Source organism: Marinitoga sp. 1155, assembly GCF_001021175.1.
Lineage (GTDB): Bacteria > Thermotogota > Thermotogae > Petrotogales > Petrotogaceae > Marinitoga.
Genome location: NZ_AZAX01000056.1, coordinates 21,800 through 37,878, shown reverse-complemented (window position 1 = coordinate 37,878; position 16,079 = coordinate 21,800). Strand labels below are relative to the sequence as shown.

The following is a 16,079-nucleotide window of genomic DNA, read 5'->3' as shown; positions in this document are numbered from 1 at the left end:
ATTTAACCTCCTAAATTACGAAATTTTAGCTCCTGGTTCAATCTCACCATCTGTTGTTAATAATACTAATTTGTCATTTATTTTTGCTGCAAGTAGCATTCCATTTGATTCTATTCCCATTAATTTTGCAGGTTTTAAATTTGCTACTATTATAATTTTTTTACCAATTAAATTCTCTGGTTCATAATAATTAGCAATCCCTGCAACTATCTGTCTTTTTCCCAATTCGCCTAAATTTAATTGTAATTTTATCAACTTTCTGGATTTTTTTACTTTTTCTGCCTCAATTATTTCAGCAACTCTTAAATCTACATTCTTAAAATATTCTATATCAATCAAAACATTTTCGAATTTTTCTTCAATCTTTTTCTCTTCCATGTCTTTTTCCTCCTTTTTCATAACTATTACCTTTTTCCAGTTCTTAACATCTATTCTTTTGAAAATAGGATTACCTATTTCTATTTTTCTATCTGGTACTAATAAACCAATTTTGATATTTTCACTTTTTAAATATTCTTCTGGATTTTCAATAGCTAATTTTTTTAATATTTTTATAGATGTATCCGGCATAATTGGCGATATTAGTAATGCTATAATTCTAATTGAATCCATTAAATTATACATAACAGTTGATAATCTATCTTTTTTTGATTCATCTTTTCCCAATAACCATGGTTCTGTTAAATCTATATATTTATTTGTAAATCTTACTAATTCCCACAAATTATCCAACGCATGTGTGAATAAATATTTATCCATATTTTCTTCGTACTTTTTCACTGTTTCGTTTATTAATTTAAATAATTGATTATCTACATCTTTTTTTTCTTTTAGCTGTGGTATAATTCCATCAAAATATTTATTAACCATGGATAAAGTTCTATGAACTAAATTACTTAAATCATTCACTAAATCTGAATTATATCTTGTTATTAAATTATCTTCTGAAAAATCGCCATCTTTCCCAAAAACTATGTCTCTCATTAAATAATATCTTATAACATCATTTCCATACGACTTAACTAAAACTCTTGGATCAATTGCATTACCAAGGGATTTTGATATTTTTTCTCCATTTACAGTTAACCATCCATGAGCAAAAATCTTTTTAGGCAATGGTAAACCTGCTGACATCAGCATTGCTGGCCATATTAACGAATGAAATCTATTTATTTCTTTCCCTATTAAATGCAAGTCTGCTGGCCAATATTTCTCAAACATTTCCTTATTTTCCGGATATCCAAGAGCACTGACATAATTTATCAAAGCATCAACCCAAACATAAATTACATGTTTTGGATCATCAGGCATTTGAACTCCCCAATTAAAAGTTGTCCTGGTTATACTTAAATCTTTTAATCCACTTTCCAATATTTTCAACATTTCATTTTTTCTGAATTCTGGTTCCACAAAATCAGGATTTTCTTCAAAATGTTTTTTTAAAGGTTCATTATATTTTGAAAGTTTGAAAAAATAATTTTCTTCTTCTACCCAATTCACCTCTCTGCCACAAGAGGGACATATTTTCTTTCCATTCTTTTCTTCAATTTCATCCTTTGTCCAATAAGTTTCACATGGCACACAATACCAACCTTCATACTTGCCTTTGTATATATCTCCATTTTCCATCATCTTTTTTACTATATATTGAACTGTTTTCATATGCTGCTCATCTGTAGTTCTTACAAAATAATCATTTGTAATATCCAATTTTTCCCACAGTGTTTTAAATTTCCCTGCTAATTCATCACATAATTCCTGTGGCTCTATATTTTTAGCTTTAGCAGCTTGCATTATTTTCTGACCATGTTCATCTGTACCTGTTAAATAAAATACATCAAATCCTCTCATTCTTTTATACCTTGCTATTATATCTCCAACTATTGTTGTATAACTTGATCCTATATGCGGTTCTGCATTAACATAATATATGGGAGTAGTTACATAAAATTTTTTCACTTTCTCAACCTCCTATAATTTTTTATTTTTTTATATTATACCATATACTCACTTTAGTATAATTAAGAAGTTTTTAAAATTTCAGTCATATTTTTATATCTAGGGTGTTCAATTAGTAAAGCAAGCGAAAACTCGCAGATTGTCCGAAAAAATAGCGAATGAAGTCGGTCAATTTTGCACGGATGCAAAATTGAGTGAAGCCGAACATGGATGTGAGTCTGATACGACCGGCGAGAATGAGCTATTTTTGAGGATTAACAATCAAGGTTTGAGCGACTTTACTTTTTGGACAGCATATTATATCTTTTGACCTTCATATTTTTTTTACTTTCTAAAGTTGTTTTATTTAAAATGATATGTTAAAATAAATAAAACAAAAAAATATAAATACAGGAGGAATTGTTATGAAAATGTCTAAATTTTATGCACCAACTTTAAAAGAAGTTCCTAATGATGTTGAAATTAAAAGTCACGAATTATTAATAAGAGGCGGTTTTATAAGAAAAAGCGCATCCGGTGTTTATACTTACTTACCTTTAGGTACAAAGGTTCTTAAGAAAATTGAAAATATCGTACGAGAAGAAATGGAAAAAATTGGTTCACAGGAAATATTAATGCCAATTATTCAACCCGCTGAAATCTGGAAAGAAAGTGGCAGATGGGATGATTATGGACCTGAAATGATGAAACTAAAGGATAGGCATAATAGAGACTTCACATTAGGCCCTACACATGAAGAGATGATTACCACTATTATAAAAAATGAATTAAGATCATATAAACAATTGCCAGTCTCTTTATTTCAAATCGCAAATAAATACAGGGATGAAATAAGACCAAGGTTTGGTGTTTTAAGAGCAAGAGAATTTATAATGAAAGACGCTTATTCATTTCACGATTCAGAAAAATCACTTGACGAGGCATACAACGATTTTTATAAAGCCTATGAAAAAATATTAGAGAGATTGGGCGTAGATTATTTAGTAGTAGAAGCTGATACTGGTGCCATCGGCGGAAGTAATTCTCATGAGTTTCAAATAAAAGCTGAATATGGTGAAAGTACTATATATTATTGCGATTGCGGTTATGCTGCAACTGATGAAAAAGCAGAGTCAAATATTCTTTTCGATGAAATAAATGAAAATATTAAAGAAATTAAAAAAATGGATACACCAGATGTCAAATCAATAGATGATGTTTCATCTTTTTTGAATGTTGAGAAAAATAAAATTGTAAAATCACTGCTTTTTAAAGGAAGAGACGGTTGGATTTTAGCATTAATAAGAGGGGATTTTGAATTAAATGTTTCAAAACTTAAAGCATATTTTGGGGACCAAACTTTAACTTTAGGAGAACCTGCTGAAATAAAAAGCACATTTGGTGTAGAAACTGGTTTTATAGGACCTATTGGAATTAAAGATGTTAAAATAATAGCTGATTTAAGCGTTAAAAATTTAAAAAATTTTGTTGTCGGTGGAATGGAAAAAGATACTCATTATATGAATGTAAATTTGAATAGAGATTTTAAAGTTGACGATTTCGTTGATATTAGAGTGGTTTCAAAAGGCGAACCATGTCCAAAATGTAATTCTCCGTTAAAAGAAATAAAAGGTATAGAAGTGGGGCAGGTTTTTAAATTGGGTACAAAATATTCTGAAAAGCTAAATGCATATTATACAGCAGAAAACGGAAAACAAAAACCTTTTATTATGGGATGTTATGGCTGGGGAGTTTCAAGAACTTTAGGTGCAATTGTCGAACAGTTACATGATGATTACGGAATGATGTGGCCAAGAAGTATTGCTCCATTTGAAATTGTAATTATACCAGTATCTATAAAACAAAAAGAATTGGTTAAAAAATCAGAAGAAATTTATAATTTATTAAAAGATAAATATGATGTTTTGTACGATGATAGGGATGCTTCTCCAGGTTTTAAATTTAAAGATGCTGATTTAATAGGCATTCCGTTGAAAATCATAATCGGTAAAAAAATGAAAGATGGTAAAGTCGAATTAAAATTAAGATATGAAAAAAATGCTTTAGAAGTTGATATATCGGAATCCTTCAATAAATTATTAGAAATTGTTGAAAAAAAATTAAACGAATACGACCCAAAAATTTACCTTAATTCTATTGACAAAGATTGATCTTCATGTTATAATTGTTTTGCGTCGGAGAGGTGGCCGAGCGGCCGAAGGCGCTTGCCTGCTAAGCAAGTGAGGGTTATTACCCTCCGTGGGTTCAAATCCCACCCTCTCCGCCATTTTTTTTATCAATTTTTATGTGCCCGTAGCTCAATTGGATAGAGCATTGGACTGCGGATCCAAAGGTTGCTGGTTCAAATCCAGTCGGGCACGCCAAAAAATAAAGGGCATATGCCCTTTATTTTTTTTACCATATATATCTATCTTTTAATATCTCTTTTGTTTTATCAATAATATTGTAATATCTTTCTTTTACATTTTCCTCTAAAAGATTTTCATTTATTGGTAATATTTTTTTCTTAAAATACTTTATTATTTCTTCTTGAGAAACCATTTTCTTTTTAAATAGATCTAAATACTCATTCATCTCATATGTTGCTTTATTGTTATATTCTATTTTTTTCTGATTTTCTAACTCCTTTAATTTTTTTAAATAATTTTCAATTGTATTATATTCCTCTTTAAATTCAGTATTTTCCGGAAATCTTTCAAATACATACAATAAATATTTGACATCTTTTTTTATATTTTCACTATACATCGATCTTTCCATATATGAAATTTCATCTGTTATTATTGTTAAATACTTGCTATATACCATTTTTGAAATTTTCAAAAAACTCTTTTTCACATCATTATCATTAGAAAAATCACTATATCCCAAAACTATATTATTATATATATTAATCATCTCTATCAATTTAAATTCTTTACCATTTATATAATTATCTAATTTATCAATTAATGATAAAATATCTTTTTTATTCATTAGGTATTCGAGTTTTTTGTAATATTCTTTCTGCTTTTTGGAAATACCATTTTCTAAGTCTGATATTTTTTTATCAATCATTATCACCATATTTTTAATCTCTTCTATTTCTTTTGTAACAACCTCATTTCCCTCAATCTCTTTTATTTTTTCATCTATTTCTTGAACCTTATCGTAAATATTTTTATTTCCTGAATTTATTTTTTTAATGTTTGAATTAATTTCATTTATAAGATCTTCTAACCCTTTTGTATTTAGAGAAATTGTATTGATTCTATCCAGAATTTTTATATTTTTATCTTCAATTACTTTTTCAATATTATCAAAATTTATTGAAAACCTGTCTATTTTTTCGGTTGTTTCACTTAATTTATCATTTATATTTTTTTCAATTTTATTAATTTCATTTAATATTCTATTTGTTTTTTCATTTAAAACTTTGTTTATATCTGATTTTATATATTGTTTTAAATTATTCATTTCATTTTTCAAATCAATGCTAATATTATTTTTTTGTCCCCGAGATGTTTCATTTATATTTAATGTTTCTAAAATTTTATTATTTTCTTCTAATCCCATTAGTATTTCTGGAATTTGGCGTGTATTGGAATTAATAATATCCAGGATTTGAAAATTATTATTCAATTTCTCGAGATTTTTGTTTAAATCACTTAGTCCATTTACTTTTTCTTTTATATTTTCTATATCATTTTCTAACAGCTGTTTAAAATTATATTGTTCAATTATTGTATACAATATTCCACTTAAAAGAATTACATTAATCAGCAAAATTATTATAAAAATTCTAGAAGAAGTTTTATTCAATTGAAGATTTTTTCCAACTTCAGCATTTTTCGAATGTTCAATATTTAATTCAATTTTCTCTTCTCTTTTAAATTCATTATCATTCATATTATTCCTCCCCTTTATCTGGAACAATTCCGATTTTCATTACCATTATACCATAAAATTTAAATTACTCTTATATTTTTATTTTTATTTTTTTGACATGTTATTTATTATCTATAATCATATTTATTTAATTATAATTAATAGTAATTATATATAATTAATTAAGAAAATTGTTTTGTCATACTTGTATTTAGTGAAGATTTTTTGATATAATTGTTTTAAATATATCAAACTTAGGAGGGATACTGTGAAAAATTCTAATATTAAAATATTTAATTCTATAGGTTTTAAGATTGGTATTATAATCCTTTCTTTATCCATCATTCCTTTATTAATTGTTACTTTTTTCGTAAATTATTCTATAAAAAATCAGGAAAATATTATAAAACAAAATGTAAATTCACAAATATCTGTTATTCAAAATAATTACAAAAAACAATTTGATGAATATAATAAACTCCTGGAAAAACAGATAAAAGAATATAATATAGATATCTCAAGACAAATAGAGAAATTAAATGATTCTGTAAATAAAAAATTTGAAGACTTTTTTATAGAAAATTATGATAAAAATTTATCAACTTTATTTTCTATATTTGAAAACAAAATAAAAGAAAACATAAAGAATTTAGAAGATTTTTTAAATGCTATTAGTAGAAGTTCAGACTTAAAAACAAAATCAGCCTCAAAGTCCATTTCTATTATTGATAGATATAGTTTATTACAACCTTATGCAGACTTACAAAAATTTGATGGTATTCAATTGTGGTTGGTTAATCCAAAAATTGTTACAAGAAAAAATTCTTTTGAAATTTCAATAAAAGGTGAAACATATAAAATCCAGAAAAAAGCTGAAAGTTATATGGCTGGTAAAGATAATTTAAAAAATTTAAATATTATCAATTTGGTTAAAATGATTTCATCTCAAATAATTTCAAAAAATTTATCTTATGGTTTAAGCAAAGTGACTTTCATAGAAAACAAACCTTATTTTCTTATTTTAACACCTGTATATGATCCTGTTTCAACACAAAAAATAACAGGATTATTGGTTGGATTAAAAGAATTCGGATATAATGATATTGTTGAAATAGGAAATTTAATAAATGCATATATCGTTATATATTCATCATCCGGACAACCATTATTCGGCAATATTCCAACATCTAATTTGAAATTCAATATTTCCAATATAAATAAATTTATTACTGAAAAATTGCTAAAAAAAGATACAAGGAGTTTTTATACAACTTCACAAATTTTTCCTTTAATGTATGTCCAGATATCAAAACCATTAATAAAAACAAAAACTGATTTGAATATAAGTCTAAAAAGTAATTTTTCCTTGCCAGAATTCAAAACACAACGTATCTCTATAAATTTAAACATAGACATGAGAAAAATTCTAAATATTATTTTGTTAATCATTGCAATAATTATTATAATTTCAATAATAATATCTATTTATATGGGAAAGAGGTTTTCAAAGGATTTATATATCGTGGCCAAAAACCTTGATAATATATCTCAGGGTAATTTAAAAGATATTGAAAAATTGCAAAAAAGAAAGAATGACGAAATTGGTCATATGATGAAAAAAATTCATGATACTATTGGTTTCTTGATTTCTATGTTTAAGGACTTAAATGAAAATGTAAAGAGGCTAAATGCTGCTACAAAAGAAATTGACACTTCCTCAGAAAAATTAGAGAATACAAAAAATACTATAGAAAATATCGTTACAAGCGTTAAAAAACTGATGAATGACCTTGAAATTTTTCTGAGTTCTCTTGATAAAAACATGGAAATTCTTTTTGAAAATAGCAACAATATATTAAATGAATCAAATACTATAGAAAAAACCATAAACAAATTAAGTGAATTTAATACGATAACAAAAGATATGACTTTTAAAACTAAAAGCACCACACAATTAATAAATAATTTAACTATAAATCTCTCTAATAGCTTTAAAAGCTTTAATAAAAAAGTAGAACAAATATTTGACTTTGTTGAAAAAATTACTGACATCTCCAGACAAACAAATTTATTAGCATTAAATGCTGCAATAGAGGCTGCAAGAGCAGGTGAAGCTGGAAAAGGTTTCGCAGTTGTTGCTGATGAAATAAGAAGTTTATCTATTGAAACAAATAATATTGCTGAAGATATTTCAAATCAGATTAGTTTAATTGGCAATGATATGAAAATATTATTAAATGAAGTTCAATCCTCACAAAACAATATTACTTCTTTAGATAAAATAATGGATAAATTTGAAAAAGATATGAATGAAATAAATAATCTTACGGTAGAATTAGATAGAGTTTTTGATATTCTAAAAAATATTATTGAAGAACAAAATAATGTTTTGAAATCATTCGATAAAAGCAAAAGCGAAGTGAATTCTTTCTTAAAAGTATCCAAAAAAGAAATTTTGGATTTTACTAAAGTAATAAACAACGAAACAGAGGTCATAAATACATTAATAAAACAATCTGAAAAGCTACAAAAAAGTTCTGAAAAACTAACTGATATTATTTCTTTTTTTAAAGCCAATTAGGTTTAATTAAACTAATTTATTAGTACTTATTGAAAAGAATCTCAAAATATGATATAATTTTTTCATATTTTTATAGGGGGTGTTTATTGGTGGAGAGGGAAGATGTTTTAAAAATTGTAGAAAAAGAAAAGGTAAAATTTATCAGATTACAAATTACAGATATTAATGGTTTACTAAAAAATGTTGAAATCCCCTGGGATGAACTTAAACATTCTTTTAAAAAAGGAACTATGTTTGATGGCTCTTCAATAGAAGGATTTGTTAGAATAGAAGAATCTGATATGTATTTAAAACCTGATCCAGATACTTTTGCCATATATCCATGGACAGATAAAGGATATAAATCTGCACGACTAATATGTGATGTTTATAATTCAAACGGCACACCTTTTGAAGGAGATCCAAGATATAGATTAAAACTTATCCTGAATAAATTGAAAGAAAAAGGATTTTCTGCTTATGTTGGACCAGAACCAGAATTCTTTTTACTTCCAAAGGATGAAAAAACAAATAAACCTATATTGCGATTTTTAGATGAAGGTGGTTACTTCGATTTATTGCCTATAGACCAGGGTGAAGAAACAAGAAAAGATATTGTTCTGGCTTTAGAAGAGATGGGAATCAACGTTGAAGCTTCTCATCATGAAGTTGCTCCATCACAACATGAAATAGATTTCACTTATGATGAAGCTCTCAGAACAGCTGATAATATCCAGACATTTAAACTTGTTGTAAAAACTATAGCTTTATTAAAAGGATTACACGCAACATTTATGCCAAAGCCTTTTTTTGGTATAAATGGTTCTGGAATGCATACTCACTTGAGTTTATTTAAAAACGGCATGAATGCTTTTTATGACCAAAATAAAGAATTCGGACTTAGTGATACTTTAAAATATTTTGTTGGTGGAATTTTAAAACATATAAAAGCAATTACAGCTATCGCTAATCCAACTATAAACAGTTATAAAAGACTGGTCCCTGGATATGAGGCTCCGGTAAATATAGCTTGGTCTCCAAGTAACAGAAGCGCTCTGATAAGAGTTCCTGCATCGCGTGAGATGGGTACAAGAATTGAAGTAAGAAGTCCAGATCCTACTGCAAATCCATATTTATTATTAGCTTCTTTATTAGCAGCAGGTTTTGAAGGTATAGAGAAAAAAATAGAACCTCCTGCAGCAATAGTTTCAAATATTTACCATATGACAGCTGAAGAAAGAGATAAAGTTGGCATTGACCATCTACCTTCAAATTTAAAAGAAGCTATAGAGGAACTAAAACAGGATGAATTAATAAAAGATGTGCTTGGAATGCATATTTTTGAAAAATACGTTGAATTAAAAGAAAAAGAATGGAAAGAATACTCTATTAATGTAACTGATTGGGAAATTAATAAATACTTATGGATTATGTAACATTTTTCTATTATAATATCATATGGTTCTAGGGACCTACTATAGGCTGGGTCCCGCGCAACGGGAACCCGCGAACCTGGTCAGGCCCGGAAGGGAGCAGCCATAAGCGGTACTTCCTGTGTGCCGCGGGGGTGCCCGGCCATCTTTATTTTTAGGGGGGCTTTTATGAAAAAATTTTATTTTTTATCTTTTTTTATAATTATTTCAATTTTAACTTTTTCCCTGAATATCGGAATCTATTCAAATGGAATATTCATAGAATTTCCAATTGAAAAAATAAAAATAAAAGCAGGGTTCCCAACATTTGGTTTATCTTATTCAAATAATAACGATTATATCAAGTACAATTTGGTTGCTGATTTTAACCTGAATAATCCACAATTAAACAATTATATTTCCTCTGATATAGGTATAACTTTTGGTAATATTACTATCTATTCTGGATTCTGGAATGTTTTTAATGATTTAAATTCAATAAAAGAAGCTACATCTACTGTTAATATTGGTGATGCAGGATTTTCTACAGGATTTTCTACAGAAATAGAAAATTTAAAATTAAATATTTTTTTGAATCTTAAAGCCTTAAACTGGATAAAAACAGGAACCGTTGTAACAAATCTTCCTGCTTTTTCAGGAACATTTGAAGATTCTGTATTGTTTACAATAGGCATAGATTATTCGTATTTAATTGACAATAACAAAATTAATATCTTTTTTAACTTCGGTACAAACTATATAAGTTTTCCGAATGGTTTAACTTTGTATCAATTTAAAAATAATTATAATTTTGGGATATTATTAACCATAAATGATTTGCTTAAATAGGAGGACTAAAATGAGAGAAAAAAATGAAAAAATTTTCGGGCCTGAAGACTTAAAAGATTTATCTCCGGAACAAGTTATAAGTTTATACAAAGAACAATATAAAACTGAAAAAAAAGAAAAAAAAACTATTTCAAAATTTCAACATTATTATGTTGAAAATCCAGAATCTGAATTGACAATAAAAGAATTAACCCTTACTTTAAAAAATGGGCATACTTATATTTTTAAAGCACCTTCAGGTGTATATGGAAAAAAGGAAATAGATAAAGCTACTAAAATATTATTGGAAAATGTTGATATTACAGGAAAAAAAATTTTAGATATTGGATGCGGATACGGGGTAATAGGTATAACATTAAAAAAAGAACACCCTGATATTGAAATTTATATGAGTGACATTAATAAAAGAGCCGTGGAATTTTCAAAAATAAATGCAAAAAATAATAATATTTTTGCTGATATTAGACAGGGATATTTATTCGACCCATGGAAAGGTTTTTTATTTGAACAAATAATATCTAATCCACCCATTGTTGCAGGTAAAAAAGTCTGGATGAAATTAATAGAAGATTCGTATAAACATTTAGTTATTTTTGGAACACTCCAATTAGTTGCCTTTCATAATAAAGGCGGAAGTAGGATTAAAGATTATATGAAAAAAATATTCGGAAACGTTATTGAAATTGTAAAAAAGGGCGGTATTAGAGTATACAAGTCGGTGAAAACACAATGATTGAATTAAAAAATATTACTTTTAATTATAAAGATAAAAATATTTTTAATAATTTAAATCTCATATTAGAAAGCAAAATACCAATTGGATTAGTTGGAGACAATGGAAGTGGAAAATCCACATTGTTAAGAATTTTATGTGGTATTTTAACTCCTGATAAAGGCAAAATTCTTTTATATAATAAAAAAATAAATTTTCATGATGAAAGTTCATTATTATTTTTGAAAAAGAATGTTGGCTATATATTTCAAAACCCTGAAAATCAAATTGTTGGTGTAACGGTTGAAGAAGATATTGCTTTTGGACTTGAAAACCTGGGATTAGAAAGAAATGAAATAAAAAAAAGAATTAATTGGGCTTTAAGTGTAACAGACCTATTGGGATTAGAAAGAAAAGACCCCAATACACTTTCTGGCGGTCAAAAACAGCGCCTTGCAATAGCTTCTATGATTGCTATGCAACCAAATTTTATTTTAATGGATGAACCAACTACTATGTTAGACCCTGAAGGACGTGATGAAATATATAAAGTAATAAAAAATCTTATAAATATAGGCAAAACTATTATTATAGCTTCACATCATGCAAAAGATCTCCAATTTGTAGAAAAAATTATAGCATTAGACAAAGGAAAAGTTGTATTTTATGATAGTAGAGACAAATTTTATCAGTGGTCAGAAAGTAAAAAATTCAATGTTGAAATACCTTTTGAAAATATTGTAAAAAAATATACAGGAAAATCTATAAAAGATTTGGAGCGAAATATATGTCTATAGAAGTAAATGATATTTCATACACATATGCTGAAGGAACTCCTTTTGAATCTATTGCTTTAAAAAATATTAATTGGAAAATTAAAGAAAATTCAATGTGGGTAATTTTAGGTAAAACAGGTTCTGGAAAAACCACATTAATACAAACACTAAATGGTTTATTAATTCCCAAAAACGGAGAAGTAAAGATCGATGGTTTATCAACAAGAGATTCAGATATTAAAAAAATTAGAGAAAAAGTTGGTATGGTCTTTCAATATCCAGAAAATCAATTTTTTCTCCCCACAGTTATAGAGGAATTATTATATGCTCCAAAAAATTTTAACAAAAATATCTCTAAAAATGATCTATATAATATATTGAACTTAATCGGTTTAAACAGTTCATTTTTAAACAGAAATCCATTTAATCTATCTGGAGGAGAAATGAGGAAAGTTGCTATTGCATCTATATTATCTTATGATCCAAAATACATTATATTTGACGAACCTACAGTAGGATTGGATTATAGCGGAAGAAAAAAAATCTGGGAAATAATAAAAAAACTTCAAAAACTTGGAAAAACAATTATAATAGTAACACACTGGATAGATGAATTAATACCTTTTAAGCCAAATATTTTACATATACATAATCACGAAATAAATTATACTGGTAGTTTTGATGATTTCATACTTCTCGGGGAAAATGAACTGAGAAAAAAAAATATTTCCTTCTCGGAAAAGCTCAAATTATATTACTGTTCATTAAAAAATAATATAAAATTAGAGAAATTATTTCAATATTGAAAAAAAAAGACGTTGACTAATTAAAAAAATAATGTTATAATACTATCTGTCTTGGGAGGTCGTCTAATGGCAGGACAGCGGACTCTGGATCCGCCGATGGAGGTTCGAGTCCTCCCCTCCCAGCCATTTTAAACAGTTTTAGGCACACGCCTGTAGCTCAATTGGTAGAGCGGCGGTCTCCAAAATCGCAGGCTGGGGGTTCAAGTCCCTCCGGGCGTGCCATTTTTAAGAATGTGGGCCATTAGCTCAGCTGGTAGAGCGGCTGACTCTTAATCAGTAGGCCGTGGGTTCGAATCCCGCATGGCCCACCATTTGTTGTTTTTATTTTTAAAGAGGAAGCCACCCAGTAGCTTCCCACCTCGGACAAATAAGTCGGCAGGGGTTTAAAATTCACGGGAAATACATGGGTGGAGATTACTCCACCCATTTTTTATATATTTGATTTCTCATGTAAGCAAACTGATTGGTTTTCTTTTTTCATCGGTTATTTGATAAATACTTTGTTTTATTATATAATCAAAATTTTTATTTTTATTTCTTTTCGCGTATGCGAAAAAGAACAGGAGGGATAAGTATTAAAAAATCAAAAGATACAACTTTGAGAAACGAGGAAATTAAAGTAAGGGAAGTTATGGTAATTAGTAATTCGGGAGAACAATTAGGAGTAATGGAAACAAAAAAAGCTTTACAATTAGCTTATCAAGAAGGACTCGATTTAGTTTTAGTTTCACCAAATTCAAATCCACCAGTTGCTAAAATCATGGATTTTGGCAAGTATAAATATGAAAAAGAAAAAAGGGCAAAAGAAGCGAAGAAAAAACAGAAAAAACAAATATTAAAAGAAATGAAATTTAGATTGAGAATTGATGAGCATGATTTTAATACGAAAGTGAGAAGAATTAGAAACTTTCTCGAAGATGGTAATAAAGTCAGGGTTGTCGTAATGTTTTTAGGAAGAGATATTATGTTTACAGATAGAGGAAAAGAAATATTGGAAAAAGTTATAAAAAAGGTTGAAGACATTGCAGATGTCTCTCGAGCACCAAAAATGGCTGGAAGAGATATGGATATGGTTTTATCACCAAAAACAAAAAAATAATTCAAAGGAGGATTATTTATGAAAATTAAAAGACATTCTTCATCAGCAAAAAGATTTAAGGTAACAGGTTCAGGAAAAATCAGAATGAGAAGATCAAATGTTGGACATAATACAAGAATAAGAGGAAAAAAGAGAATGAAAAGATTACATCAGTATAAAGACATCCCAACAGGTTTAAACGATAAAGTTGAAAGATTACTTGGATTGAAATAATAAAAATAGCCGAAAGGAGAGACTTAAATGAGAGTAAAGAGAGCTATTCATGCTAAGAAAAAAAGAAAAAAATATTTAAAAGCTGCTAAAGGTTATAGAGGCGCTTTAAGCAGAAGATATGTATTGGCTAAACAACAATTCTTCAGGTCAGGAAAATATGCATACGCTGGTAGAAAACAAAAGAAAAGAGATTTCAGAAGATTATGGATTACAAGAATAAATGCAGCAGCAAGAAACGAAGGATTAAAATATAATGATTTAATCCATGGTTTAAAATTAGCTGGCGTAACTATTAATAGAAAGATGCTATCTGAATTAGCTGTAAATGATTACGAAGCTTTTAAAGAATATATTAATATCGCAAAAGAAGCTTTATCTAAATAATATAATATTTGAGGCACCTGTTGGTGCCTCAAATATTATATTTTATTTAGTCTTGAATATTTTTATAATATAGTCATAAGATTTATCTATTTTGCTTATAATTTCATTTCTCACATCAATTAAATTAATTTTTTTCAAATTCCAGATTTTTGTTTTTAACACCATTAAAACAGGTTCCTTTATATTCATATCTGGAATTTTATATGATTCCAAAAATAATGGATTTTTATTTTTTATATATACTTTCGCTAATTTTCCAAACTCTATTACTAAAGATTTATTTTTAAATTTATCTGGAATACCAAATACAAAATGAACCTCATTTAAAGTATAATAATAATATATATCTTTTTGCCATACATTATAGGTTTTTAAAATATTCTCCAGTGTTTTATCATCGATGTATTTATACAATGATAAATATTTTAAGCCTTTTAATTTTTCCGACAATATATATTTCTTTATTAATATTTCATCGCCCTGTACAAAAAAACTTGGAATTATAATTGGCGATTGGTAAATTGACATATTTGCAGATATTTTTATTTTTTTGTTATATTTTTTTGCTAAATTATTATATATTTCTTTTAAATCTATGATTTCATCATCTATTAGTTTCGGATACAATGAACTCATGTATTTAGAAGGTTTTTCCGGCATTAATGATAAAAAATATTTTCCTTCATTATCAAAAAATATATTCAAACTTGGAAATTTGTTGTTTATATCAAAAATAGAAAATGCCACTAAATGTGTATATTCGTCAGCTAATTTATCTTTTTTTTCATTAAAATATTTTATTGCCATTTTCTTTAAATTTGTTAAGCCTCTTAAATCGCATTTGAGTAGCATTTTGTCACCTCACCTAAAAATCATATTTATTAAATTAAGAAAATCAGTATATAGGATTTTTTTATCATCTGCTGTATAAAATATGGGTTGTATGGTTTTAGTTTTTATTGTTTCCTTTACATCAAAAATTATCTTAAATTTTACATATTTCCCAAAATAATATGCATCACCTTCAAATACCACATTAATCTTATTTAAATTTTTTATACAATACCATTTTGTATTTGAAAAAAAATTATCAAAATATGGTCCTATTTTTTTATCTGGATATCCATAAAAAGAACTATTTTTTATTATATTTATGTATTCTTCGTCAGTAAGACGAATTTCAAACATGTCTTTTATATAAAAGAAATAGATAAAAGACAACATTAGAAATAATACTATTATTGAAACTGATATTATAAGTATAATATATTTAGCAGGTATGTCTTTAATATATTTCACCCCCTATTTATTTTTTCTATAATTGTATAAATAAATCCCTTGAATTATTAACATCATTAAAGTATAATTGTATTAAAACATAGATTTTAGATTTTGATTTTTTATTTATAATAGACTACCTGAAAATTCTAAAGAAAATATGA

At 27.1% G+C, this 16,079-nt stretch carries 14 protein-coding genes, 5 tRNA genes and 1 other RNA gene; 16 read left to right on the top strand and 4 right to left on the bottom strand.

Going from position 1 to position 16,079, the window contains the following annotated elements:
* Positions 1-15 precede the first annotated feature (15 nt).
* Entirely contained in the window at positions 16-1,959 is a 1,944-nt protein-coding gene (metG, locus tag X274_RS11245; protein WP_047266925.1) for a methionine--tRNA ligase, read from the bottom strand.
* 404 nt (positions 1,960-2,363) lie between these two features.
* On the opposite strand from metG, the gene X274_RS11240 reads away from it, so the two are divergent.
* From X274_RS11240 to X274_RS11230, 3 genes are all read left to right on the top strand, one after another.
* The gene (locus X274_RS11240; protein WP_047266924.1) at positions 2,364-4,109 is read left to right on the top strand and encodes a proline--tRNA ligase; all 1,746 of its coding nucleotides are present in this window, start codon (positions 2,364-2,366) and stop codon (positions 4,107-4,109) included.
* A 26-nt stretch (positions 4,110-4,135) separates the two neighbouring features.
* A tRNA-Ser gene (locus tag X274_RS11235) sits at positions 4,136-4,225 on the top strand.
* A 20-nt stretch (positions 4,226-4,245) separates the two neighbouring features.
* Positions 4,246-4,322 (top strand) — tRNA-Arg (locus tag X274_RS11230).
* Positions 4,323-4,353: 31 nt separating this feature from the next.
* On the opposite strand, the gene X274_RS11225 is transcribed toward X274_RS11230, so the two are convergent.
* A complete protein-coding gene (locus X274_RS11225) occupies positions 4,354-5,847 on the bottom strand; it encodes a coiled-coil domain-containing protein (RefSeq protein WP_047266923.1) in 1,494 nt (497 codons plus the stop codon).
* A 247-nt stretch (positions 5,848-6,094) separates the two neighbouring features.
* Between X274_RS11225 and X274_RS11220 the strand changes: the two genes are divergently transcribed.
* The 13 genes from X274_RS11220 to rplT all read left to right on the top strand — a co-directional run bounded on the left by X274_RS11220 (position 6,095) and on the right by rplT (position 14,637).
* Positions 6,095-8,407, top strand: coding sequence for a methyl-accepting chemotaxis protein (locus X274_RS11220; RefSeq protein ID WP_047266922.1), 2,313 nt, complete (start codon positions 6,095-6,097; stop codon positions 8,405-8,407).
* Between the two features lie 89 nt (positions 8,408-8,496).
* Positions 8,497-9,822 carry a type I glutamate--ammonia ligase gene (gene glnA / locus X274_RS11215; protein WP_047266921.1) on the top strand — a complete coding sequence of 442 codons (1,326 nt, stop codon included), beginning with the start codon at positions 8,497-8,499 and terminating at the stop codon, positions 9,820-9,822.
* 44 nt (positions 9,823-9,866) lie between these two features.
* Positions 9,867-9,966: signal recognition particle sRNA small type (ffs, locus tag X274_RS11890), an RNA gene on the top strand.
* A gap of 21 nt (positions 9,967-9,987) precedes the next feature.
* Positions 9,988-10,647: a hypothetical protein gene (locus tag X274_RS11210; RefSeq protein ID WP_047266920.1), complete on the top strand. Its 660-nt coding sequence runs from the start codon at positions 9,988-9,990 to the stop codon at positions 10,645-10,647.
* A gap of 10 nt (positions 10,648-10,657) precedes the next feature.
* Entirely contained in the window at positions 10,658-11,380 is a 723-nt protein-coding gene (locus tag X274_RS11205) for a class I SAM-dependent methyltransferase (RefSeq protein ID WP_084822744.1), read from the top strand.
* Positions 11,377-12,156: an energy-coupling factor ABC transporter ATP-binding protein gene (locus X274_RS11200; protein WP_047266919.1), complete on the top strand. Its 780-nt coding sequence runs from the start codon at positions 11,377-11,379 to the stop codon at positions 12,154-12,156. The genes X274_RS11205 and X274_RS11200 overlap by 4 nt, the downstream gene beginning before the upstream one ends.
* On the top strand, positions 12,147-12,941 hold the full coding sequence (locus X274_RS11195; protein WP_047266918.1) for an energy-coupling factor ABC transporter ATP-binding protein: 795 nt from the start codon (positions 12,147-12,149) through the stop codon (positions 12,939-12,941). Before X274_RS11200 ends, X274_RS11195 begins: the two co-directional genes overlap by 10 nt.
* Positions 12,942-12,993: 52 nt before the next feature.
* A tRNA-Gln gene (locus X274_RS11190) sits at positions 12,994-13,067 on the top strand.
* 20 nt (positions 13,068-13,087) lie between these two features.
* Positions 13,088-13,163 (top strand) — tRNA-Trp (locus tag X274_RS11185).
* 13 nt (positions 13,164-13,176) lie between these two features.
* Positions 13,177-13,252 (top strand) — tRNA-Lys (locus tag X274_RS11180).
* Between the two features lie 236 nt (positions 13,253-13,488).
* Positions 13,489-14,040 (top strand): translation initiation factor IF-3, encoded by a 552-nt coding sequence (gene infC / locus X274_RS11175; protein WP_052913320.1) that lies wholly within the window; start codon positions 13,489-13,491, stop codon positions 14,038-14,040.
* Between the two features lie 18 nt (positions 14,041-14,058).
* Positions 14,059-14,253: a large ribosomal subunit protein bL35 gene (locus tag X274_RS11170; RefSeq protein WP_047266916.1), complete on the top strand. Its 195-nt coding sequence runs from the start codon at positions 14,059-14,061 to the stop codon at positions 14,251-14,253.
* Positions 14,254-14,280: 27 nt separating this feature from the next.
* The gene (gene rplT, locus X274_RS11165; RefSeq protein WP_047266915.1) at positions 14,281-14,637 is read left to right on the top strand and encodes a 50S ribosomal protein L20; all 357 of its coding nucleotides are present in this window, start codon (positions 14,281-14,283) and stop codon (positions 14,635-14,637) included.
* 42 nt (positions 14,638-14,679) lie between these two features.
* Here rplT and X274_RS11160 read toward each other — a convergent pair whose 3' ends face one another.
* Positions 14,680-15,489 carry a DUF4895 domain-containing protein gene (locus X274_RS11160; protein ID WP_047266914.1) on the bottom strand — a complete coding sequence of 270 codons (810 nt, stop codon included), beginning with the start codon at positions 15,487-15,489 and terminating at the stop codon, positions 14,680-14,682.
* A 9-nt stretch (positions 15,490-15,498) separates the two neighbouring features.
* On the bottom strand, positions 15,499-15,936 hold the full coding sequence (locus tag X274_RS11155) for a hypothetical protein (RefSeq protein ID WP_047266913.1): 438 nt from the start codon (positions 15,934-15,936) through the stop codon (positions 15,499-15,501).
* Positions 15,937-16,079 lie beyond the last annotated feature (143 nt).

Bases quoted from the DNA above. Each gene is read 5' to 3' on its own strand.
- X274_RS11240 (WP_047266924.1), top strand. From the start codon at position 2,364: ATGAAAATGTCTAAATTTTATGCACCAACTTTAAAAGAAGTTCCTAAT.
- X274_RS11225 (WP_047266923.1), bottom strand. From the start codon at position 5,847: ATGAATGATAATGAATTTAAAAGAGAAGAGAAAATTGAATTAAATATT.
- X274_RS11210 (WP_047266920.1), top strand. From the start codon at position 9,988: ATGAAAAAATTTTATTTTTTATCTTTTTTTATAATTATTTCAATTTTA.
- X274_RS11205 (WP_084822744.1), top strand. From the start codon at position 10,658: ATGAGAGAAAAAAATGAAAAAATTTTCGGGCCTGAAGACTTAAAAGAT.
- X274_RS11200 (WP_047266919.1), top strand. From the start codon at position 11,377: ATGATTGAATTAAAAAATATTACTTTTAATTATAAAGATAAAAATATT.
- X274_RS11195 (WP_047266918.1), top strand. From the start codon at position 12,147: ATGTCTATAGAAGTAAATGATATTTCATACACATATGCTGAAGGAACT.
- infC (WP_052913320.1), top strand. From the start codon at position 13,489: ATGCGAAAAAGAACAGGAGGGATAAGTATTAAAAAATCAAAAGATACA.
- X274_RS11170 (WP_047266916.1), top strand. From the start codon at position 14,059: ATGAAAATTAAAAGACATTCTTCATCAGCAAAAAGATTTAAGGTAACA.
- rplT (WP_047266915.1), top strand. From the start codon at position 14,281: ATGAGAGTAAAGAGAGCTATTCATGCTAAGAAAAAAAGAAAAAAATAT.
- X274_RS11160 (WP_047266914.1), bottom strand. From the start codon at position 15,489: ATGCTACTCAAATGCGATTTAAGAGGCTTAACAAATTTAAAGAAAATG.